Source organism: Pseudogemmobacter sonorensis (genome assembly GCF_042762395.1).
Taxonomy (GTDB): Bacteria; Pseudomonadota; Alphaproteobacteria; order Rhodobacterales; family Rhodobacteraceae; genus Pseudogemmobacter; species Pseudogemmobacter sonorensis.
Genome location: NZ_JBEFZE010000019.1, coordinates 58264 through 80473 on the forward strand (window position 1 = coordinate 58264; position 22210 = coordinate 80473).

The 22210-nt window shown below is 70.1% G+C and carries 20 protein-coding genes; 14 read left to right on the top strand and 6 right to left on the bottom strand.

Annotation, left to right across the window (positions count from 1 at the left end):
- Positions 1–15 precede the first annotated feature (15 nt).
- On the bottom strand, positions 16–222 hold the full coding sequence (rpmF, locus tag ABNX41_RS13900) for a 50S ribosomal protein L32 (RefSeq protein ID WP_438670325.1): 207 nt from the start codon (positions 220–222) through the stop codon (positions 16–18).
- Positions 223–385: 163 nt separating this feature from the next.
- Positions 386–1021, bottom strand: coding sequence for a DUF177 domain-containing protein (locus tag ABNX41_RS13905; protein ID WP_438670326.1), 636 nt, complete (start codon positions 1019–1021; stop codon positions 386–388).
- Positions 1022–1295: 274 nt separating this feature from the next.
- Between ABNX41_RS13905 and ABNX41_RS13910 the strand changes: the two genes are divergently transcribed.
- Positions 1296–1841 carry an outer membrane protein assembly factor BamE gene (locus ABNX41_RS13910; RefSeq protein ID WP_438670327.1) on the top strand — a complete coding sequence of 182 codons (546 nt, stop codon included), beginning with the start codon at positions 1296–1298 and terminating at the stop codon, positions 1839–1841.
- A 140-nt stretch (positions 1842–1981) separates the two neighbouring features.
- Here ABNX41_RS13910 and msrB read toward each other — a convergent pair whose 3' ends face one another.
- Positions 1982–2377, bottom strand: coding sequence for a peptide-methionine (R)-S-oxide reductase MsrB (msrB, locus tag ABNX41_RS13915; protein ID WP_438670328.1), 396 nt, complete (start codon positions 2375–2377; stop codon positions 1982–1984).
- A 101-nt stretch (positions 2378–2478) separates the two neighbouring features.
- Between msrB and ABNX41_RS13920 the strand changes: the two genes are divergently transcribed.
- Entirely contained in the window at positions 2479–3237 is a 759-nt protein-coding gene (locus ABNX41_RS13920) for a GNAT family N-acyltransferase (RefSeq protein ID WP_438670329.1), read from the top strand.
- 36 nt (positions 3238–3273) lie between these two features.
- On the opposite strand, the gene ABNX41_RS13925 is transcribed toward ABNX41_RS13920, so the two are convergent.
- Positions 3274–4212 carry a methylenetetrahydrofolate reductase gene (locus ABNX41_RS13925; protein ID WP_438670330.1) on the bottom strand — a complete coding sequence of 313 codons (939 nt, stop codon included), beginning with the start codon at positions 4210–4212 and terminating at the stop codon, positions 3274–3276.
- Positions 4213–4642: 430 nt separating this feature from the next.
- On the opposite strand from ABNX41_RS13925, the gene ABNX41_RS13930 reads away from it, so the two are divergent.
- Positions 4643–5779 carry a Ppx/GppA phosphatase family protein gene (locus ABNX41_RS13930; RefSeq protein ID WP_438670331.1) on the top strand — a complete coding sequence of 379 codons (1137 nt, stop codon included), beginning with the start codon at positions 4643–4645 and terminating at the stop codon, positions 5777–5779.
- The gene (locus tag ABNX41_RS13935; RefSeq protein WP_438670332.1) at positions 5776–6537 is read left to right on the top strand and encodes an RlmE family RNA methyltransferase; all 762 of its coding nucleotides are present in this window, start codon (positions 5776–5778) and stop codon (positions 6535–6537) included. The genes ABNX41_RS13930 and ABNX41_RS13935 overlap by 4 nt, the downstream gene beginning before the upstream one ends.
- Positions 6538–6659: 122 nt before the next feature.
- Here the strand turns inward: ABNX41_RS13935 and mepK are convergent, their stop codons facing one another.
- The gene (gene mepK, locus ABNX41_RS13940) at positions 6660–7229 is read right to left on the bottom strand and encodes a peptidoglycan L,D-endopeptidase MepK (RefSeq protein WP_438670333.1); all 570 of its coding nucleotides are present in this window, start codon (positions 7227–7229) and stop codon (positions 6660–6662) included.
- A 343-nt stretch (positions 7230–7572) separates the two neighbouring features.
- On the opposite strand from mepK, the gene ABNX41_RS13945 reads away from it, so the two are divergent.
- Genes ABNX41_RS13945 through ABNX41_RS13960 form a run of 4 tightly spaced genes read left to right on the top strand, consistent with a single transcriptional unit; the run spans position 7573 to position 11886 of the window.
- Positions 7573–9195 carry a L,D-transpeptidase family protein gene (locus tag ABNX41_RS13945; protein WP_438670334.1) on the top strand — a complete coding sequence of 541 codons (1623 nt, stop codon included), beginning with the start codon at positions 7573–7575 and terminating at the stop codon, positions 9193–9195.
- Between the two features lie 57 nt (positions 9196–9252).
- Positions 9253–10374 (top strand): UDP-3-O-(3-hydroxymyristoyl)glucosamine N-acyltransferase, encoded by a 1122-nt coding sequence (locus ABNX41_RS13950; RefSeq protein ID WP_438670335.1) that lies wholly within the window; start codon positions 9253–9255, stop codon positions 10372–10374.
- 4 nt (positions 10375–10378) lie between these two features.
- On the top strand, positions 10379–10690 hold the full coding sequence (locus tag ABNX41_RS13955; protein WP_438670336.1) for an acyl carrier protein: 312 nt from the start codon (positions 10379–10381) through the stop codon (positions 10688–10690).
- Positions 10687–11886 (top strand): beta-ketoacyl-[acyl-carrier-protein] synthase family protein, encoded by a 1200-nt coding sequence (locus tag ABNX41_RS13960; protein ID WP_438670337.1) that lies wholly within the window; start codon positions 10687–10689, stop codon positions 11884–11886. The genes ABNX41_RS13955 and ABNX41_RS13960 overlap by 4 nt, the downstream gene beginning before the upstream one ends.
- A 39-nt stretch (positions 11887–11925) precedes the next feature.
- Here ABNX41_RS13960 and ABNX41_RS13965 read toward each other — a convergent pair whose 3' ends face one another.
- Complete coding sequence (locus ABNX41_RS13965) at positions 11926–12615, bottom strand: invasion associated locus B family protein (protein WP_438670338.1); 690 nt, start codon at positions 12613–12615, stop codon at positions 11926–11928.
- 563 nt (positions 12616–13178) lie between these two features.
- Here ABNX41_RS13965 and ABNX41_RS13970 point away from each other — a divergent pair.
- From ABNX41_RS13970 to ABNX41_RS13995, 6 genes are all read left to right on the top strand, one after another.
- Complete coding sequence (locus ABNX41_RS13970) at positions 13179–14774, top strand: helicase HerA-like domain-containing protein (protein WP_438670339.1); 1596 nt, start codon at positions 13179–13181, stop codon at positions 14772–14774.
- 502 nt (positions 14775–15276) lie between these two features.
- Positions 15277–17136, top strand: a complete 1860-nt coding sequence (locus ABNX41_RS13975) for an ABC-F family ATP-binding cassette domain-containing protein (RefSeq protein WP_438670340.1) — start codon at positions 15277–15279, stop codon at positions 17134–17136.
- Positions 17137–17755: 619 nt separating this feature from the next.
- Complete coding sequence (cysS, locus tag ABNX41_RS13980) at positions 17756–19147, top strand: cysteine--tRNA ligase (RefSeq protein WP_438670341.1); 1392 nt, start codon at positions 17756–17758, stop codon at positions 19145–19147.
- A gap of 85 nt (positions 19148–19232) precedes the next feature.
- Positions 19233–20852, top strand: a complete 1620-nt coding sequence (gene cimA / locus ABNX41_RS13985) for a citramalate synthase (RefSeq protein ID WP_438670342.1) — start codon at positions 19233–19235, stop codon at positions 20850–20852.
- On the top strand, positions 20849–21595 hold the full coding sequence (locus ABNX41_RS13990; protein ID WP_438670343.1) for a class I SAM-dependent methyltransferase: 747 nt from the start codon (positions 20849–20851) through the stop codon (positions 21593–21595). Before cimA ends, ABNX41_RS13990 begins: the two co-directional genes overlap by 4 nt.
- Positions 21592–22176 carry a squalene/phytoene synthase family protein gene (locus ABNX41_RS13995; protein ID WP_438670344.1) on the top strand — a complete coding sequence of 195 codons (585 nt, stop codon included), beginning with the start codon at positions 21592–21594 and terminating at the stop codon, positions 22174–22176. Before ABNX41_RS13990 ends, ABNX41_RS13995 begins: the two co-directional genes overlap by 4 nt.
- Positions 22177–22210 lie beyond the last annotated feature (34 nt).

Genomic DNA, 22210 nt, shown 5'->3' on the forward strand with positions numbered 1-22210 from the left:
CGGAATCGGGCGGCCTTACGCCGCGTCCTCGTCGATATCCACCTCACGCGAGACCGCCACGACTTCCTTCGAGTCGTAATGGCCGCAGGACGGGCAGACGTGATGCGGGCGCTTCAGCTCGCCGCAGGAGGGGCATTCGTTCGGATTGGCGGCGGAAAGCGCGTCATGGGCGCGGCGCATGTTGCGGCGCGAACGGGTAACTCGGTTCTGAGGGACAGCCATGTCTCGACCTCGGGGTTGTTGCGGGGACAGACCCCTGATTTTTCCTTATGCGGCATTTCCCCGGGCCTTTTCAGGCAATAGCCGACCGGGGCTGTCCGCACAGCTTGAATGAGGCGCGATACATAGCGGGATTCCCTGCGGGTGCAAGTCCTTTTCCGCGGTCTCAGGCGCCATCGGCGGGGTCTTCCCGGGCGGGGGCGTCCCGCGGTTCCGGGGCGGGCCCTGCCGCGCCGTCGCCGCCTGCGGCCCCGATCAGCCGGGCCAGCCCCGCGAAGGGTTTCAACTCGGCATCGGTCAGCGCCTGCGTGTCGGGCGCGGCGAAGACCGCCTCGCCCAGTTCGGCGCCCTCGGCGCGGGGATAGTCGGGCAGCGCCAGCGCCAGCGCCTCACGCGCGATGGCCTCGATCTCGATCTCGGCGGGCAGGGGCTCAACATCGTCTGCGGGGATCTCGATCTCCTCGCCGTCGGGATCGGCGTAATCGGCAAGGAAGCGGCGCAGCACCGGCGCGTCGATCCGGGCCGGGACCGGGGCGAGGGTGACGATGCAGGACTGGGTTGCCTGGGCCTGAAGCCGCGCCTCAAGCCGGAAGTCGCTCCGGCCCTCGGGCAGGATCTCGCCCTTGAAGGACAGGCGCCCGATCCCTTGCAGGTCCAGCGACCGCGCCAGCGCCGCCCGGGCCTCGGGGCCCGGCTGCCAGTGGAACCGGGTCGGCTTGCGGTGCGAGAGGCTGCGGGTGGCGAACCGGGGCGCGGCGGTTTGGGGCGCGGCGGTTTCCGGGGCGGAGGATGGATCGGACATGGGGCCTCGCTTGCAGGGAATTCGACCGGGAGGGGCCCGCGTCGGCGGGCGTGCCGTCCGTTCTTGAACATGGGGCGCGGTCTCTGTTATCCCAAGGCACGCGGGGGCGGCAATGCCCCGGCGGGCAGGCGGGCAGGCCCCCCCGGGGATCGACCCTCTCGCGACGGTCGGCGCGCGCGGGGGCGATATGGCCCGGGCGGGCGACACTGGGAAAGACGCGAAACCGCGCAAGACGGGGACGCGGGTGAATTTGGGGCGCGAAGGAATGGCGGGCATGACCAGACGGATTTCGGCGGTGTCGTCGCGCCTTTGGCGTCTGCCTGCTGCCGCCCTGCGACGCGGGGCGCTTGCGCGCCGGGGACTGGACGCATCCTTGCGCCGGGGGCTGGTCGTTTTGGGCCTTGGCCTGGCGCTGGCCGCCGCCGCCTGTTCGCCGATCTATCGCAACCACGGCTATGTGCCCGCCGACGACCAGCTTGCCCAGATCGAGGTCGGGCGCGACAGCCGCGAGGATGTGGCGCAGAAGATCGGCCGCCCTTCGGCCCAGGGGCTTTTGAACGATGTCGGCTGGTTCTACGTCCAGAGCCGGTTCGAGCATTTCGGCCCGCGCGTGCCCAAGGAGATCGACCGCCAGGTCGTCGCCGTCACCTTCAACGGCAATGGCGTGGTCGACGGTGTCGGGCGCTACGGGCTGGAGGACGGCCAGGTCGTCGCGATCTCGCGCCGGGTGACCGAGACCCATATCAAGGGCGTGAGCTTCATCGGCCAGCTTCTGGGCAGCTTCGGCCGCGTCACGGCGGACCAGCTTATCAACAACTGATCCGGCGCGGGCGGTTTGCCGGGGCCTTCGCAGGGCGTCGCGGATTGCCGACGGATGCGGATTGTCGGGCCGACGGTTTCCGTTCGCGCGATGTCGAAGGCGGTCCTGCGGCCCCTGCGGCCTCGTGCTCGCCCGGGACCTCAGACCTCTGGCTCGAAGCGCAGCGCCACCCCGTTGATGCAGAACCGCAGCCCGCCCCGGTCCCTTGGCCCGTCGGGGAAGACATGGCCCAGATGGGCGTCGCAATCGTGACAGCGCACCTCGACCCGCACCATGCCATGGCTGCGATCCTCATACCCGTCCACCGCCTCGCGCGAGGTGGGGGCGGTGAAGGCGGGCCAGCCGCAGCCCGAATCGAATCGCTGCTCCGAGGTGAACAGCTCGGCCCCGCAGCAGATGCAGCGGTAGCGGCCCGGGCCCTCGGGGGTCTCGTCATGGCTGAAGGGGCGTTCGGTGGCGGCGCGGCGGGTGACCTGGAAGGCAAGATCCCCCAACTGCTCCAGCCATTCGGCATCGGTCTTGACGATTTTCGGCATTCCGGGCTCCGTTCTGTCCCGGCGCGGGCGTGGCGGCGCGGGAATGGGGTCTTGGGCGAATGTAGGCGCGGGCCGGGTCCGGGCCAAGGGGAAGGCGGGCGATGATCGGCGTGATCGAGGCGGGCGGGATGCGGGCGCGGCTGGCCGGGGCGGGGGACCGGGCGGGCCTGCTGGCCATGCGCGCCCGCGCCTTTCCCCATGCCAGGGGAAGGGGGGAGGGCCGCGCGCCGGAATGGGAGGCGCTGGACGACCGCTGCCTTCAGCTTCTGGTCGAGGATGCGCGCGACGCCCGCCCGCTGCTGTCGTGCCGGATCCTGCCGCTGGCCTCGGGGCGGGCGCTGGAGGAAAGCTATTCGGCGCGGTTCTATGACCTCTCGCCCCTTGGGCGGGAAAGCCGCGCCATGGTCGAGATCGGGCGCTTCTGCCTTGCCCCGGGGGGCGAGGGCTTTCAGGCGCTGCGGCTTGGCTGGGTGGCGGTGACGCGGATCGTCGCGCGGTCGGGGGCGGGGCTCTTGCTGGGCTGTTCGTCCTTTCGGGGCACCGACTGGCGCGCGCATCGCCCGGCGCTGGCGCATCTGGCGCGCCACGCGCTTGGCCCCGAGGGGCTGCGCCCGCTTCCCCGCGCACCCGAACGGGTGGATTTCCCGGCGCTGGTCGGCGCGCCGGAGCCCCCGCCGAAGCCAACGGCGGAACTCACGCTGCCGCCGCTTCTGCGCTTCTACCTCGGCATGGGGGCCTGGGTCGGCGACCATGCCGTGATCGACAGCGATCTGGAGACGCTGCATGTCTTCACCTGCCTTGAGGTGGCGGGCGTGCCGGGCGCAAGGGCGGCGCGGCTGCGCGGTCCGGCGGGGCTGTGAAGACCGAAGGTCGAGTGGGGATTTTCGATTTATGATCTATGGGGTTGGGGCCTGTCCCGAAACCTTCGCATGAGCCGTTCCGGCCGTGCCGGCGGCAGCGGCATGGGTGGCGATCCATCCGGCGGTGGCGGCGATCCCGCCGAGCGGGAAGAAATGCACCGACTGGATGCCACTGTCCGGTTCGCGCGATCTCATCGCCGCAAGTTCGGTCAGGAAGCCATTGGGTTCATAGGGCAAAAGCAGTTTCGTCACATCCATGGCGCGCTTTTGCAGCACCTTGATCGAGGGCCCCACGCCGCAGGCCAGGGCGAATTTGATCAGGGTTTGCAATTTCGCCGGACCGGCCACGCCGACATGGACCGGCAGGGACACGCCCTCGGCCCGCAGGCGGCGGATCCAGTCGAGCACCGGCCCGGGGTCGAAGCAGAATTGCGTCGTCATCGCCATCCTTGCATCGCTGCGCTCGGCGAAGGCGGATTTCCAGCGCGCCGCCGCCATCACCATGCGGTCCGAGCCGTCGGGGTCGATGTCGCGGCTGCCCTCCGGGTGGCCCGCGACGTGCAGCCGCTCGAATCCGTCGAAGGCGCCGCTTTCCAGCAGTTGCATCGAGGTGGAGAAATCGCCCCTCGGCCGTGCCATGCCGCCCGCGATCAACAGGCCCTGGCGCACGCCCGCGTCGCGGTAGCGCGCGACCCGGTCGGCCAGCATGGCGCGGTCGCGGATCAGCCGGGCGGGGAAATGCGGCATGACCTGAAAGCCCTCCTCGGTCAGGCGGCGCGCGGTGGCCAGCATGTCGTCGAAGGGCGTGCCGTCGATATGGGCGATGTAGATGCGGCTGCCCGGGGCCAGCAGGCTGCGGAAATCCGCGATCTTCGCGGCGGTGCGCGGCATCACCTCGATGGAACAGCCGCCGAGGAGGCTTTCGAGCGGCCCGCTTGCCGCAGTGGCCGTTCCGCGGGGCGCGAACATGGGCATCAGGCGCCGCCCGCGCGGCGGGATGGCGGGCCCCACGGGCGGCCTTTCGGGCGGCCGCCCCGGGCGCGCGGCGCGGGCAGGCGGGCGGGTCGGGTGCGCTGCGGGGCGATGCCCGGCCCCGACGAGGCGGGGGGTGTCGGAATCCTGGACATGGGTATCCATATGGGTATCCATCCTGCGGACATGGGTATCCATCCTGCGGACATGGCGGCGATTCCCCCGGGCTGTCCCCTCCTTGATAGCGCCGCCGGACGGCCGCCGGAGCCCCATATCGACCTGGCGCGGCTCCGAAACGACCCCGGGCGGGGCGAGAGGCGACTTCGCGCGGTCACGAGGAATTTTTACCCCTCTGTTGCATTTCCACCGCGCGCGCCTTGCCAAACCGGGGAGGGAGGGGTTAGATTCATTCCAACCACATATGGAGGGCGGCATGACGCCCGAGCGTCCCCAGCGGGGGGACGCGGTCGCCTTGCCGGTCGAGCCGGACGATGGCTCCCGCAAGGCCGAACCGTTGACCCCCGTCAACCGGGGACCGGCGCTTTACGCGGCGCTGGACCTCGGCACCAATTCGTGCCGGATGCTGATCGCCCAGCCCAGGGGCAGTCAGTTCACCGTCACCGACAGCTTTTCCAAGACCGTGCAGCTTGGCGCGGGACTTGAGGCATCCGGGCGGCTCAGCCGCAGTTCGATGGCGCGCACGATCCAGGCGCTGCGGATCTGCCAGAAAAAGCTGGAAAAGCACGGCGTCAGCCGGATGCGCCTTGTCGCGACCGAGGCCTGCCGCCGCGCCCGCAACGGGCGCGACTTCATGCACCAGGTCCGGCGCGAGACCGGGCTTTCGCTGGAGATCATCGGCCCCGAGGAAGAGGCGCGGCTTGCGGTGATCTCTTGCGCGCCGCTGGTCTCGCCGCGGACCGAGCAGTTGCTGGTCGTGGATATCGGCGGCGGCTCGACCGAACTGGTGTGGATCGACCTCTCGGCCGTCCCGCCCGAGGACCGCGCCCGCTCGATCATGCGGCTGCGCACGGGATTCGACGCCCAGGGCGAGGGGCCCTCCGCCCGGGTGGTGGACTGGATCAGCGTCAAGCTCGGCGTCGCCACGCTCAAGGACCAGTTCGGCGATGTCGAGGACGACGGCGCGCGTTTCGCGTTGATGAGCTGGTTCTTCGAGGAACAACTCGCCAGTTTCAGCCCCTATCACAAACAGGCCCGGCGCGATGGGTTCCAGATCATCGGCACCAGCGGAACCGTGACCACGGTCGCCGCCTCGTGGCTGGGGCTGCGGCGCTACGACCGGGCCAAGGTGGACGGGTTGCAGATGACCAGCGCCCAGATCGACGGGGTGATCCGCGACTATCTGCAACTGGGCCCCGAGGGGCGGCGCACCGACCCCAGGATCGGCCGCGACCGCCATGCCCTGATCATGTCGGGCGCGGCGATCCTGCAGGCCTTGATGCGAAGCTGGCCCACCGAGCGGCTTTCGGTGGCCGACCGGGGCCTGCGCGAGGGGCTGCTTTACGCGCAGATGAGCGCGGATGGCGTTTTGGAAGAGGGGCCGTATCTGTGACGAAGACGCCGACGGGCAAGAACACCTCGGGGCGCGGGCAGCGCGATCTGAGGGTGAAGGTGAAGACCGCCAAGGGGCGCAGGCTGTCCTCCACGCTATGGCTGGAGCGGCAGTTGAACGACCCCTATGTGCAGCGCGCCAAGCGCGAGGGCTATCGCGGCCGCGCCGCCTTCAAGATCATGGAGCTGGACGATCGCTACGGCTTTTTGAAACCCGGCGCGCGGGTGGTCGATCTGGGCTGCGCGCCCGGCGGCTGGTGCCAGGTGGCGGTGCCGCGGATCAATGCGCTTGGCGAGGCGGCGAAGAAGCCGCAGGGCCGCATCATCGGCGTCGACCTGCAAGAGGTGGAGCCGATCGCGGGGGTGGAGCTTTACCAGCTCGACTTTCTCGAAGACGGCGCCGAGGACAAGGTGAAGGCCTGGCTGGGCGGGCGCGCCGATGTGGTGATGTCGGACATGGCGGCGGCGGCCTCGGGGCACAAGGGCACCGATCATCTGCGCATCATCGCGCTGATCGAGGCGGCGCTGGCCTTCGCCTATGACGTGCTGGAAGAGGGCGGGACTTTCGTCGCCAAGGTGCTGGCGGGCGGGGCCGAGAACCAGATGCAGGCCGAATTGAAGCGCAATTTCAAGAAGGTCGCCAATGTGAAACCCCCGGCGAGCCGTGCCGATTCCTCCGAGAAATTCGTGGTGGCGATGGGGTTCCGGGGACGGTCCGCGCAAGACGATCCCGAAGAGGGGGACGGGGGCGGGCTCTGACGCCCGCGCCGGTCCGGCAGGCTGCGGCCTAGGCCGTCTCTGGCCGGGCCTGCGCCCGCGGGTTCCGGGCGGGTTCCGGCATGTCTCCGCCAGGCCGATCTCCGAGCCCGGCCCCGGGGGGCTCAGGCGCCCCAGGTCCTGACCGCGCCGCAATCCATATGGACGAAATCCGACCGCGAGTAACGTCCGACGCCGCCCGCCGCGCAGGCCTGCGCCGCCCTCGCCATCTGCCCGACCGAGCGCGACTTCAGCCGCAGGTCGGCGGCTTGCCCCACAAGATGCAGCGAATTCTTCGCCACGCCGCCCGATTGCGCGCGCAGCATGTTGTTGGTCCTGGGGCTGCGATAGCCCGAAAGCAGCATGTAGGATTCGGTCACGTCCATCAGCCGGTGCGCCGCCGCCATGATGTCGACATTGCGCGGGTCGATGGCGATCGTGTCGCCGGTGCGCCAGTCGCGCATGAAGTGATTGATCTCTTTCATTGCCTCGGGGATGTATTTCCCCTCAAGCCAGTAGATCGTGTCCATGCTCTCGCCGGTGCGGCCCGAATACATGCGGATGCGGCGGATGTCGCCCGCGCCCTTGAGCAGGCCGAACGCCTTCGAATAGGTCGGTGCCGCGATCACGGTGGTTGCGGCAAAGGCACGCAGAAGATTGCGCCGCGAAAAGAGATTCGTCGCCTGGTCGTTCATGGTCTCAAGCCTGTCCCGTTCTGTCGTCGACCGCCTGTCCGGCAGCTTCTTGTCCCATGGGCTTCGCCCGGTTGCCGGGATTTTATGTCACAGCACGATTCGAAGCCCAAGCGAAGAATGCGCCCGGTTCCCGCATCCAACCGCCAATAGGCAAATTTTTGCTGAACCCTCGGGGCGGCGGCTGCGTGTCGCCGATGCAACGCTTTGCGGCAGGAAACGTGAATTGACGCCTTTTTTGCCGGAACCGGGGCCGAAACGACCGGATTGTGAATGGACAGACCGCAAAAAGCCCGAAATCTAGGGGCAAGTCCTGAGAATTGTCTGCTTTTTCCCGAGGTTCCGCATGTCCGTCCTTTCTCTTCGCCCCGATTTGCGCCGCATTCTTTCCTCGGCGGCCCTGGTGCTGGTGCTGGCCGCGGGGCATGGCGGCGGGGCAAGGGCGCAGATGGGCGACATTTCCTCGGCCTTCGATCGTTCGGTCGCGGCGGCGGCCTCGGCGGATGCGGCGGTGGCGCAATGGTATCGCGAGACCGGCTATGCCACGCTCTGGACCGGGCCGCAGGACGTGGCGCGCCGCGCCGCCCTGTTCGAGGCGCTTGCGACGGCGGGCGACCATGGCCTGCCGGTGGCGCGCTATGACGCGGCGGGGCTGCGGGCGGGTTTCCACACCGCGCGGACCGAGGGCGACCTGGGGCGGCTGGAGGTCGCGATGACGCGTGCCTATCTGACCTTCGCGCGCGACCTGACCTCGGGCATGCTGGAGCCCGCGAAGATCGACAAGACCATCGTGCGCGAGATCGTGCCGCGCGATCCGGGCGAAATGCTGCTGGCCGTGGCCATGGGCGATCCGCGCGCGGCGCTGGCCGATCTGGTGCCGAAGTCGAACGCCTATGCCCAGCTTGTCCGGGCCAAGATCGGGCTGGAAGAGGCCATGGGCATGGACGGCTGGGGCGCGCCGGTGCCGGGGGCGGGGCTGCGGCCCGGCGACAGCGGCGCGCGCGTGGTCGCGCTGCGCGACCGGCTGATCGCCATGGGCTATCTGGCCCGCAGCGCCACGCGCGACTATGACGCGGCGGTGCAGGCGGCGGTGCATGCCTTCCAGCTCGCCCATGGCCTGCCCGCCGACGGCGTCGCCGGGGGCGACACGCTGGCCGAGATCAACAAGACCCCCGAGGAGCGTCTGAAATCCGTCCTGGTCGCCATGGAGCGCGAGCGCTGGATGGAGATCGACCGCGAGGGCCGGATCATCTGGGTCAACCTGCCGGACATGACCGCAAGGATCGTCGACGACGGCGCCACCGTCTTCCGCACCGTCGCCGTGATCGGGCGCGAGGACATGGACCGGCGCACGCCCGAATTCTCGGACATGATGGACCATATGGTCGTCAACCCGTCCTGGGGGGTGCCGCGCTCGATCATCGTGGGGGAATATCTTCCGCAGCTTCAGCGCAACCGCAACGCCGCCTCGCACATGCAGATCATCGACCAGCAGGGCCGGGTCGTGCCGCGCGGCTCGGTGAATTTCGCCTCCTACACCGCGCGGACCTTCCCCTTCGGCATGCGCCAGCCGCCCGGCGACAACAATGCGCTTGGCAAGGTCAAGTTCATGTTCCCCAACAAGTATAACATCTATCTGCATGATACGCCTGCGAAATCCCTGTTTTCGCACGACCGGCGCGCCTATAGCCACGGCTGCATCCGGCTGGCCGATCCCTTCGCCTTCGCCCATATGCTGTTCGGGCCCGAGATCGAGCGGATCGAAGAGGAATTCGACCGCATCCTGAAGACCCGGAACGAGACGCGGGTGACGCTTGAGCGCAAGATCCCGATCCATATGGTCTATTTCACCGCCTATCCCGAGGGGAAGGGCCGCATCGGCTACCGTCGCGACATCTACGACCGCGACGCGCGGCTGTGGGCGGCGATGGCCGAGGCCGGGGTGGCCCTGGGCCCGGTTTCGCAGTAGATCTTTCCGGGCCAGAGGAATCCGCGGGCGCAGCCTTGCGGCGGGGAGAGAGCAGCCATGTCCCACACCATTGCCGAGATCGCGGCGGCGCTTGGCGCCGAGGCCGAGGGCGCGCTGGAGCTTGTCGTGACCGGCGCGGCCGAGCCGCAGGCGGCCCGGCCCGACCAGATCGCCCTGGCTATGGATCCGCGCTATGCCGACGGGCTGGCCAGGGGGGCGGCGCGCGCCGCCGTGGTCTGGCCCGGCGCCGATTGGCGCGCCATGGGGCTTGAGGCCGCGATCTTCGCGCCGCGCGGGCGGCTGGCGATGGCGGGGCTGACCAGGATGCTCGATCCCGGGCCCGCCCTTGCGCAGGGCATCCATGCGACCGCCGTGATCGACGGCTCGGCCCGGATCGGGGTGGGCGCGGCGATCGGCCCCTTCGTGGTGATCGGGCCGGGGGCCGAGATCGGCGCCCGGGCCCGCATCGCCAGCCATGTCTCGATCGCCGAGGGCGCGCGGATCGGCGAGGATGCGCTGATCCTGCAGGGCGCGCGGATCGGCGCGCGGGTCCGCATCGGCGCAAGATTCGTCTGCCAGCCGGGGGCGGTGATCGGCTCGGACGGGTTTTCCTTCGTCACCCCCGAGAAATCCGGCGTCGAGCAGATCCGCCAGACGCTGGGCCATCGCGACGAGATCCGCGCGCAAAGCTGGACCCGGATCCACAGCCTGGGCGCCGTCACCATCGGCGACGATGTCGAGATCGGCGCCAATACCGCCATCGACCGCGGCACCATCCGCGACACCAGCATCGGTCGCGGCACCAAGATCGACAACCTTGTCCATATCGGCCACAACGTCCAGATCGGCGAGGATTGCCTGCTTTGCGGCCAGACCGGCGTCGCCGGATCCTCGCGCATCGGCGACCGGGTGGTGCTGGCCGGGCAATGCGGGGTGAACGACAATATCTTCATCGGCGACGACGTGATCTGCGGCGGCGCGACCAAGGTCTTCACCAACGCCCCCGCCGGGCGGGTGCTGCTGGGCTATCCGGCGGTGAAGATGGAAAGCCATGTCGAGATCCAGAAGGCCTTGCGCCGCCTGCCGCGCCTGGCCGGGCGCGTGGCCGCGCTGGAGCGGCTGGTGCCCCCCGGGCTTGACGGCGAGGAGAGCGGCGGTGCCCGGGGCGACGGGGATTGACGGGGTGAGGGGGATCGATCCGGCAAGCGGCCCCGCGACTGACGAGGGCGTGGCGCGAAGGGTGGTCGAGATCCTGGCGCGGCAGGCGCTGCTCGACCCGGCGGATCTGGACCTTGCCGCCAGCCCCGAGGCGCTTGGCCTCGACAGTCTCGCACTGGTCGAGGCGGTCTTCGCCATCGAAGAGGCCTTCGACATCTCGGTCCCGTTCAACGCGGCCGAGCCGGGCGGGAACGCGGGCGATCCCGGCTTCGACGCCTCGACCATCGCCAGCATCATCGCCGCCGTCGAGGATCTGGTGGCGCGGAAACCGGCGTGAGGAGGCGGGTGGTCATCACCGGCGCGGGCACGGTGAACGCGCTGGCCTGCGACGTGCCGGGGACCTGGGCGGCGATGGCGGCGGGGCGCTCGGCCATCGGGCCGCTGGAATTCCGCGATGTCGAGCGGCTGTCGGTCCGCATCGGCGCACAGATCCGCGACTGGCGGCCCGAGGCGCGGTTTTCCCGCGCAGAACTGGCGCTTTGCGACCGTTTCACCCAATTCGCCCTGGCCGCCGCCGACGAGGCGCTTGCCATGGCGGGCGGGGGGCCGGATCCGGGGACCGGCGTGGTGATCGGCTCGGCCGCGGGCGGCATCGCCACCTGGGAGGAGAATTACCGCGCCGTCTTCGAAGAGGGCCGCAACCGTGTGCCGCCCCTGACCGTGCCGCGGCTGATGCTCAACGCCGCCTCGTCGCATGTGGCGATGCGCCACGGGCTGCGGGGGCCGAATTTCACCGTCTCCTCGGCCTGCGCCAGCGCCAATCACGCCATCGGCCTGGCCTTCCGCATGGTCCGCGACGGCGCGGCCCCGGCGATGATCGCGGGCGGGGCCGAGGCGATGCTGTTGTTCGGCGGCATCAAGGCCTGGGAATCCCTGCGCGTGCTGTCGCCCGACGGCTGCCGCCCGTTCTCCGCCGACCGCAACGGCATGGTGATGGGCGAGGGGGCGGCGGTCTTCGTGCTGGAGGATGCCGCCCGCGCGCAGGCGCGCGGCGCGCGGGTGCTGGCGGAAGTGGCGGGGTTCGGCATGACGGCGGATGCGGGCGATATCGTGGCCCCGCGCCCCGAGGGGGCGGCGGCCGCGATGCGCGCGGCGCTGGACGAGGCGCGGCTTGCCCCGGGCGATGTGGATTACATCAACGCCCATGGCACCGGGACGGCGGCGAACGACCGCAGCGAGGTGGCGGCGATCCGCGCGGCCTTCGGCCCGGTGGCCGGGGGGCTCATGGTGTCCTCGACCAAGGCGATGCATGGTCATGCCATCGGCGCCACCGGCGGGATCGAATTGCTGGCCTGCCTCATGGCCCTGGGCGAGGGCGTGGTGGCGCCGACGCTGAACCTGACCCGCCCCGACCCGGATTGCGATCTGGACCATGTCCCGAACAAAGCGCGCCGCGCCCCGGTGGGCGCGGCGCTGTCGAATGCATTCGCCTTCGGCGGGCTGAACGCGGTGCTGGCCCTGCGCGCGGCCTGAGGCGAGGATTTCGCCCCCAGGCCGCCGACAAGGGCGCGCTTATTCGCCCGCTGCCGCCGCTGCCGCCGCAGCCTCGGTTGCCGCAGCGTCCGAAAGCAGGTTCTGCGCCACCATGGCGTCATAGCCCGCGGTGAAGCCCGAGAGCGAGAATTCCAGCACGGCGTTCTGGTCCGGCGCGACCAGCGGAACGATCGAGACAGTGGCCTTCGAGCCGCGCTTGAGCCGCGTGATCTCGTCGGCAGTAAAGCCGATCCGCGCCACGCAGGCCGCGGGCTGGCAGAAGGTGAACGGATAGATCAGCGCGTTCGAGCCGTCGATCGAGAGCCGGATGTTCTCGGACAGCAGCGTCTCCAGCGGGGTGATGATCGTGCCCCCGGCCACGGCGGGACCGGCGGTGCCCTCGGGCAGGTTGATCAGGGTGAAGCGCGCGGTGCTGTTGCCCTCGACATCGCGCAGCACGATCTGCAATTCGCAGAAGTCCTCGGGAAGGTCGGTGTTCACGCAACTGACAGCCCAATCCCCGAAACGCTCTTTTTCATAGGTGGTGCCAAGCGGCGTGCCCTCTTCGACGCCAAGCGCCAGGCCGCCGGGGACATTCGTCACGTCGGCGGTCGCCTCCGGGGCGTCGGCGGGGGCTTCGGCGGGCGCCTCTGCCTCTTGTGCGGCGGCGGGAAGGCCCGCGCCAAGGGCAAGAAGAAGGGCGAGAATGGAGATGCCGGATTTCAACATATGGCCTTGTCCTTTGATGACCAGACTGCCCTTTGCGCGGATCGCGCCGGGCCTTGCGGTCTCTAGCACGGGTTCCGGGGGCTGTCAGGTGCCAATGATGTCATTGCGGGCGGGGTGCGGCGGCATGGCGAAGGACCGCCCCTGACCCCCCCCCGGTGGCCGGTCCCGCCTTCGGCCCTGGCGGCGCGGCGGGTTAGGGGGAGAGGGCGCCTTTCGCTCCCTGCGGGCCTGACGGCCGGGGCACCCGGGGCTTGCTGTCTCATGACAAAGGGCCGGAAGGACCGGCCCTTTGCTTGCACACATGGTGCCTGTTGTTTGCTCCCTGTCGGACTGGCCGACTTTACTGGAGGCGACGCTAAGGCGCTTTCCCCCTTCCGTCAACGGCTTTCTTGTCAAATTCATGAAAGCCGGAAACCGGCGAAATCCGCAGGATTCAAGGCCAACCCGGGGCGCGGAGGGGCGGGGACGGGTGGCGGGCCGATGCGCCGCCGATCGGCTCTGGCACAGCGCGGCCAAGCCAATTATGCTTGGCGCGACAGGGTTTTGACGCATGGGGCATCGCGGTGGCCGGAACGGATGGGGCGATCTTCGTGGGCGGCGGCGGCGAGGGCTATGCCGGGCCCCAGCAACTGCTGCTGAAATATGCCAACCGCCACGGGCTGATCGCGGGGGCCACCGGCACCGGCAAGACGGTGACGCTTCAGGTCCTGGCCGAGGAATTCTCGGCCGCGGGCGTCCCGGTGTTCCTGGCCGACGTCAAGGGCGACCTGACGGGGCTTTGCCAGTCCGGCTCGGCCCAGGCGGGCACCCATGCCGCCTTCGAGAAGCGCGCCGCGACCATCGGGCTCGACCTGCGCTATCGCGACTTTCCGGTGATCTTCTGGGACGTCTTCGGCGAGAAGGGCCATCCGGTGCGCGCGACCAGCGGCGAGATGGGGCCGCTGCTGCTCTCGCGCCTGCTGGAGCTGTCCGAGGCGCAGGAGGGCGTCCTCAACGTCGCCTTCCGGCTGGCCGACGAAGAGGGGCTGGCGCTCCTGGACTTCAAGGATCTTCAGGCGCTGCTGACCTTCGTCGCCCGCAATGCCGAGGCGATCTCGGCCCGCTACGGCCTGGTCTCGCCGCAGTCGTTGGGCGCGATCCAGCGGCGGCTTCTGGTGCTTGAGAACGAGGGCGGCGCGCATCTTTTCGGCGAACCGGCGCTGGAGCTGGCGGATCTGATGCGGCTGGATGCCCAGGGCAGGGGCGTGATCTCGATCCTGGCGGCGGACCGGCTGATGAATGCGCCCCGGCTTTACGCCACCTTCCTCTTGTGGCTGCTTTCGGAACTGTTCGAGAGCCTGCCCGAGGTGGGCGACCCGGAAAAGCCGAAGCTGGTCTTCTTCTTCGACGAGGCACATCTGCTGTTCGGCGATGCGCCGCGCGTCCTGATCTCCAAGGTCGAGCAGGTGGCGCGGCTGATCCGCTCCAAGGGAGTGGGGGTCTATTTCATCACCCAGAACCCGGCCGATGTGCCCAATGCCATCCTGGGCCAGTTGGGCAACCGCGTGCAGCATGCGCTGCGCGCCTTCACCGCCAAGGACCAGAAGGACCTGCGCGCGGCGGCGCAGAACTATCGCCCCAACCCGCGTTTCGAGATCGAGGCGGCGATCCGCGAGGTCGGTACGGGCGAGGCGGTGACCTCCTTCCTCGAAGCCAAGGGCGTGCCCGCCATGGCCGAGCGCACGCTGATCCGCCCGCCGTTCTCGCGCCTTGGCCCCGCCGAGGAGGGCGCGCTGGCGCAGGCGCGGGCGGGCTCGCCGGTTGCGGGGAAATACGACACCGCGATCGACAGCGAAAGCGCGCATGAAATCCTTCAGGCCCGCGCCGAAAAGGCCGCCGCCGAGGCCGCGCGGGAAGGCGCCCGCGAGGAGGCCGCCCGCGAAAAGCCCCCCGAACGTGAATTCAGCCAGGGCCGCCGCTATGGCGGCGAGCGCTCGGCCGAGGGTGGCGCGGCGGGCGGAACCCAGACCGGCGGCAGGTCCCGCAGCCAGAGCCCCTCCGCCAGGCGCTCCGATTCCGTGACCGAGGCTTTCGCGAAAAGCTTCGCGCGCCAACTCGGCACCAAAAGCGGCCAGGCCGTGGTGCGCGGCGTCCTGGGCACGTTCTTCGGCAAGAAATAGCCGGGGCCCGGGGCCCGGTTGCCGGACAAGGGTCGGCCTGCCCTGACAGCCGCGCAAAAGGTATTTCCGGCCCCGGAAAGCTTCTTCTCCCGTGCGTCCCGCCTGGACACCCGGATTTCCCGGCGTCTCAGGACCGATCTTCCACTTTCCACTCCGAAACCAGGCCGCGCCGCCCCCTCTTCAGCGAACCGCCGCAACACCGCGCCCCGCAGCGCACCTTCCTCCCGAAGAACAACCCCTCCCCATTTCTTCTTTGCAAAAATATCCCGGGGGTGAGGCGCCAAGGGCGCCGAGGGGGCAGCGCCCCCCTTCTTTCCCCGGACCCAGATCCACCGCCCCACCACCAACACCGCAGCCCGCCCAAAGAAACCCGCCCCCCCAAAACCGCGCCGCCAAAGACCGCGATCGCGGCCCCGACGGGCGGATCCGCGCGGCGCCCCACCAAGCGCGCGGGCGGATCAGCACGGTTGACGGCGCGCGGGCCGGGGCTTAGCTGGCGGGCATGGCACGCGCACCGCTTCTCCAGCTTTCCGACATCTCGCTCACCTTCGGGGGCGATCCCGTCTTCGACGGCATCTCGCTGACCGTCCAGCCCGGCGACCGGCTGGCGCTGGTCGGGCGCAACGGCTCGGGGAAATCCACCCTGATGAAGGTCATGGCCGGGCTGGTCGAGGCCGATCGCGGCATGCGCACCATCCCGGCGGGGGTCAGCGTCGGCTATATGGAGCAGGACCCCGACCTTTCCGGCTTCGCGACCCTTGGCGAATTCGCCGCCTCGGGCCTCGACGAGGACGAGGCCTACCGCGTCGCCGTCGTGGCTGAGGGGCTGAAATTCGACCCCGCCACCCCGGTCGCCACCGCCTCGGGGGGCGAGCGGCGGCGGGCGGCGCTGGCCAAGCTGCTGGCCGAGGCGCCGGAACTCATGCTCCTCGACGAGCCGACCAACCATCTCGACATCGAGGCCATCGAATGGCTGGAGGCCGAACTGCGCGACACCCGCGCCGCCTTCGTGCTGATCAGCCACGACCGCGCCTTCCTGCGCGCGCTGACCCGGGGGGGCTTGTGGATCGACCGCGGCGTGATGCGGCGGCGCGACTCCGGCTTCGAGGGGTTCGAGGACTGGCGCGAGACGGTCTGGGCCGAGGAGGACGAGGCCCGCCACAAGCTTGACCGCAAGATCAAGGCCGAGGCGAGATGGGCGGTCGAGGGGATCTCGGCGCGCAGGAAGCGCAACCAGGGCCGGGTGCGCGCGCTCGCCGCCCTGAGGGCCGAGCGCGGCGCCCAGATCCGCCGCCAGGGCACGGCGGCGCTGGACCTGGAAAGCGGACCGACCTCGGGCCGACTGGTGGTCGAGGCGACGGGGCTGGGCAAGGCCTTCGGCGACAAGGTGATCCTGCGCGACTTCGACCTGCGGGTGCTGCGCGGCGACCGGGTGGCCTTCGTCGGGCCGAACGGCGCGGGCAAGACCACGCTTCTTGGGCTTCTGACCGGGGCGGTCGCGCCCGACACCGGCACGATCCGGCTGGGCACCAATCTGGAGATCGCGGTCTTCGACCAGACGCGCGCCCGGCTGGACCCATCGGCCAGCCTTTGGGAGAACCTGACCGGCGATCCGCTGATGGCGGTCTCGGGCGCGTCGGATCATGTGATGGTGCGCGGCGTCAGCCGCCATGTCGTCGGCTATCTGAAGGATTTCCTTTTCGACGAGCGGCAGGCGCGGGCGCCGGTGCGCTCGCTTTCCGGGGGCGAGAAGGCGCGGCTCCTGCTGGCGAAGCTGATGGCGCGGCCCTCGAACCTGCTGATCCTCGACGAGCCGACCAACGATCTGGATGTCGAGACGCTGGACCTGTTGCAGGACCTGCTGGCGGAGTTCGACGGCACCGTGCTTCTGGTCAGCCACGATCGCGATTTCATCGACCGGGTGGCGACGGCGACGGTGGCGATGGAGGGGGAGGGCCGCGTCGGCGTCTATCCCGGCGGCTGGTCGGATTACGCCGCGCAGCGCCCGGACCCCGCGCAGGCGGGCCATGCGGCCGCGAAACCGGGGGCCGCGAAACCGGGGGCGGGGCCCAAGACGGGGCCCGAGGCGGGACGGGGACAGGCGACCGCATCGGGGGCGATATCCGCGGCGGCGAAGCCCTCGGGTCTGTCCTTCACCGAGCGCAAGCGGCTTGAGGGCCTGCCCGTGCAGATGGCGAAGCTGGAGGCCGAGATCGGCAAGCTCAACGAGGTTCTGGCCGAGCCGGAACTCTTCACCCGCGAGCCGGTGAAGTTCCGCCGCGCCTCGGAGATGCTGGCCGAGCGTCAGGCGGCGCTGGCGGCGGCGGAAGAGGATTGGCTGGACCTGGAATCGCGGGCCTGAGGGCTGCGCCTCGGGAGACGGGGGCCCGACAGGTAAGGGTTGCCGTGAGGCGGAAGTCTTCCACCGGGCCACTGCAAGGCCCGCCCTGGAACGACTGGCAAGGGCCGCCTTGAGGCGAAAGTCCTGCCCGCATGGCGGAAATCATCGCGGAAACCGCATCTTTCGGTGCGAGACGGAGCAGATTTCCCGTTTCCCGGCAGGGGCCCGGGCCGCCGCATGATTTTCGGAAACCTGTCGGGGGGGCGGGCCGTGGGGTTGCGGGACGCGGCGGTTTTCAGGGGCGGCTCCCTCGGGCGGCTCCCACGGCGCCGTGTATCCCGCACGACCGGAACGGGGGGACGGGCCCCGGAAACATGGTAAGCCTTCCGGCAGGCCCCTCCGAAAGGTCCCGGCAGTCCCGGCCGGAGCTCTTCGGCAAACCTCTCCAGCAAAACCTCTTGGCGCGGCGGGGGCGATGCGGTATCGGGGGCCATGACGAGGCTGCGCGACATCCGCATGTGCTGCATTCCCCGCTGACCTACGGTCGCGCGGGCGTTTCGTCTTTCCGTCACAGGAGAAAGCCGGACCCCGCGGGGGAAGACTGCCACATGCCGCCGCGCCCGGCCGCATTGGGGGACCCATGGTGACGATCCGGCTGACCAATTCCAAGACCCGCCGCAAGGAGCCGTTCGAACCCGTGGATGCGGGCCGGGTGCGGATCTATGTCTGCGGCCCCACGGTCTACGACCGCGCCCATATCGGCAATGCCCGCCCGGTGGTGGTGTTCGACACGCTGTTCCGGCTGTTGCGCCATGTCTATGGCGTGGACCAGGTCACCTATGCGCGCAATTTCACCGATGTCGACGACAAGATCAACGCCGAGGCCCTGCGCCGCCGCGCCGCCGGCGCGCCCGGCACGCTGGAAGAGCTGATCCACGCCCGCACCGAGGAAACCATCGCCTGGTATCACGCCGACATGGATGCGCTTGGCGCCTTGCGCCCCACGCATGAGCCGCGCGCCACCGCCTTCATCGGCGCCATGATCGCGATGATCGGGCGGCTGGTCGAGGGCGGGCATGCCTATGAGGCGGCGGGCCATGTGCTGTTCCGGGTGCGCTCCTACAAGGATTACGGCGCGCTCTCGGGGCGCTCGGTCGACGACATGATCGCGGGCGCCCGGGTCGAGGTGGCACCCTTCAAGGAAGACCCGATGGATTTCGTGCTGTGGAAACCCTCGGACGAGGGGCTGCCGGGCTGGGACAGCCCCTGGGGCCGGGGACGCCCGGGCTGGCATATCGAATGCTCGGCCATGGCGCATGAACTGCTGGGCGAGACCTTCGACATCCACGGCGGCGGGCTGGACCTGCAATTCCCCCATCACGAGAACGAGATCGCGCAAAGCTGCTGCGCCCATCCCGAAGGCGGTTTCGCCCGGGTCTGGCTGCATAACGAGATGCTGCTGGTCGAGGGCCGCAAGATGTCGAAATCCCTGGGGAATTTCTTCACCGTGCGCGACCTTCTGGACCAGGGCCACCCGGGCGAGGTGATCCGCATGGTCTATCTGATGACCCATTACCGCAGCCCGATGGACTGGACCGAGGCCAAGGCGCGCGAGGCCGAGGGCACCTTGCGCAAATGGCGCGCGGCGGTCGAGGATGTGGAGGCGGGCGCGCCCGCGCCTTCGGTGGTCGAGGCCCTGGCCGACGATCTGAACACCGCGGGCGCCATCGCCGCGCTGCATGAGCTGGCGCGCGCGGGCGATTGGGCGGGGCTGAAGGGCTCGGCCGCGCTTCTGGGGCTCTTGCTCGACGACATGGGCGGCTGGACCGGGGCGGGGGTCGATCTTACCGCCCTCGTGGCGCGGTTCGAGACCCTGCGTGCGCAGGCGAAGGCAGCCAGGGACTTCTCGGCGCTGGATGCCTACAAGGCGGCGCTGGCGGCGGCGGGGGTCGAGGTCAGGATGTCGAAATCCGGGGTGGAGCTGGTGCCGGGCACCGGCTTCGACCCGGCGGGGCTGGAGGCGCTGGTCTGATGGATGCGGCAGGCAGCGGGGTCCCTCGGGGGTCCTTTACCAACCGGACATGTTATCGTCACAAGGCGGCAAAGGCGCGGCGGGGATGAGAGAGCGGCTCTATCTTTACGACACCACCCTGCGCGACGGCCAGCAGACCCAGGGCGTCCAGTTCTCGGCCGCCGAGAAGCAGCGCATCGCGCGCGCGCTGGACGATCTGGGCGTGGATTACATCGAGGGCGGCTGGCCCGGCGCCAATCCGACCGACAGCGGCTTTTTCGCCGATGCGCCGCGCACCAAGGCGGTGATGACCGCCTTCGGCATGACGAAGCGCGCCGGGATCTCGGCCCAGAACGACGACGTGCTGGCGGCGGTGCTGGATGCGCGCACCCCCGCCGTCTGCCTCGTGGGCAAGACCCATGTGTTCCATGTCGCCACCGCGCTTGGCATCTCGCTTGAGGAAAACCTCGACGGGATCCGCGCCTCGCTCTCGCATGTGGTGGCGCGCGGGCGCGAGACTTTGTTCGACGCCGAGCATTTCTTCGACGGCTACCGCGCCGATCCGGCCTATGCGCTGGCCTGCCTGCAGGCCGCCTTCCAGGCGGGCGCGCGCTGGATCGTCCTGTGCGACACCAATGGCGGCACGCTTCCGGCCGAGATCGGCCGCGTGGTGCGCGAGGTGATCGCGGCGGGGATCCCGGGATCGCGGCTTGGCATCCATTGCCATGACGACACCGGCCAGGCGGTGGCCTGCAGCCTTGCGGCGGTCGAGGCCGGGGTGCGCCAGGTGCAGGGCACGCTCAACGGTCTGGGCGAACGCTGCGGCAATGCCAATCTGGTGACGCTGATCCCGACGCTTCTGACCAAACCGCCCTTTGCCGGGGCGTTCGAGACCGGGGTCTCCTCTGACGCCATGGCCGGGCTGGTGCGGCTGAGCCGGATGCTTGACGACATCCTGAACCGGGTGCCCCTGCGCAGCGCGCCCTATGTCGGCGCCTCGGCCTTCGCGCATAAGGCGGGGCTGCACGCCAGCGCCATCCTCAAGGATCCGGCGACCTATGAGCATATAGCGCCCGAGCGCGTCGGCAACCAGCGCCAGATCCCGATGTCGAACCAGGCCGGCCAGTCGAACCTGCGCGCGCGGCTGGCGGCGGCGGGGATCGCGGTCGAGGCGGGCGATCCGCGCCTGGCGGCGATCCTGTCCGAGGTGAAGGCGCGCGAAGAGCGCGGCTATGCCTATGACGGCGCCGAGGCCAGTTTCGAGATGGTGGCGCGGCGCGCGCTTGGCCTGGCGCCGGGGTTTTTCGAGGTGCTGCGCTACCGCGTCACGGTCGAGCGGCTGGAAGCGGCGGGCCGCACCCTTTCCGAGGCGGTGGTGGTGGTGAATGCGGGCGGGCGGCGGGTGCTCTCGGTCTCGGACAGCCTCGACGCCGAGGGGGGCGACCGCGGCCCGGTGAACGCGCTGTGGAAGGCGCTGGCCAAGGATCTGGGCCCCTGGCAGGCCTTCGTCGACGACATGCGGCTGGTCGATTTCAAGGTGCGCATCACCCAGGGCGGGACCGATGCGGTGACCCGCGTCATCATCGACAGCGAGGATGCGCAAGGGCGGCGCTGGTCCACGGTGGGGGTCTCGGCCAATATCGTCGACGCCAGTTTCGAGGCGCTGCTCGACGCGGTGCGCTGGAAGCTGATCCGCGACCGCGCCGCGCAGGAGGCGGCGGCATGAGCGCGTTCTTCACCCTGCACCACGGCCTGCCGCGCGCGGCGCCGGGGGATGCGGCCAGCCTCGAATGGGCGCTTGGCGTGGCGGGGGTGCCCGCGCGGGCGCGGATCCTGGATGCGGGCTGCGGGCCGGGGCCGGATCTGGCGGTGTTGCGCGCGCTGCGCCCGGGGGCGCGGCTGGTGGGGATGGACCTGCACGCGCCCTTCATCGACCGCGTCCGCGCCGAGCTGCCCGAGGTCGAGGCGGTGGTGGGCGACATGCTGGCGCCCGAGGGCCGGTTCGACCTGATCTGGTCGGCGGGCGCGGCCTATGGGCCGGGGGTCACCATCGCGCTGGCCGCCTGGGGCCCGCATCTGACGCCCTCGGGGGCGGTGGCCTTTTCGGATTGCCTGTGGCGCAATCCCCGGCCCGCGCCCGCAGCCCATGCCTTCTGGGACCGCGAATATCCCGGCATGTGCGACCTGCCCGGGCATCTGGCGCGGATCGAGGCGGCGGGCTGGCGGGTGCGGGGTGCGCGCTGGCTGGGCGAGGCTGCCTGGCAGGCTTATTACGGCCCGCTCTCGGCCCGCGTCGAGGCCTTGCGGGAGGGGGCTTTGCGGGCGGGAGCGGACCCGGCCCTGGCCGAGGTGCTGGACGCCACCCAGGCCGAGATCGACCTCTGGCGCGACCATGGCGGCGATTACGGCTATTACCTGACGGTGGTGGTTCCGGCATCCGCCGGGCAGGGCGGGGCCGGACCGGGATGAGCCTTGCCGAATGCGCGGCCCTGCTGGAGCGGGGCGATCCCGACCGTTTCCTTGCGCTGATGGCGGCGCCGGTGGCCGCGCGGGCGGCGCTTCTGCCGCTTTACGCCTTCAACCTGGAACTCGCCCGCATCCCCTGGCTGACGCAAGAGCCGATGATCGCCGAAATGCGCCTGCAATGGTGGCGCGAGGTGGTCGAGGCCGCCGCCCGGGGCGGCCAGGCCCGCGCGCATGAGGTGGCGGGGCCCCTGCACGACCTGATCGCGGCGCGCGCCCTGCCGGTCCCGGTCTTCGACCGGCTGATCGAGGCCCGGCGCCATGACGCCTGGGGCGAGGGCTTTCCCCCCGGCTCGGACGCGGGGCTCAAGGCCTATCTTGAGGACACCGGGGCGGGCCTGGCCTGGCTGGGCGCCCGCGCGCTTGGCGCGCCCCTTGGGGCGGAGGCGGTGGTGCGCGATTACGGCTGGGCCTCGGCGCTGGCGAACTACCTGCGCGCGGTGCCGGAGCTGGCGGCGCGGGGGCGGGCGGGCCGACCTGCCGACCGACCGCCATACGGCGGTGACGCTGTTCTTCCACGATCATGATCTTGAGCCCGAGATCCTGGCCCAGGCACTGAGG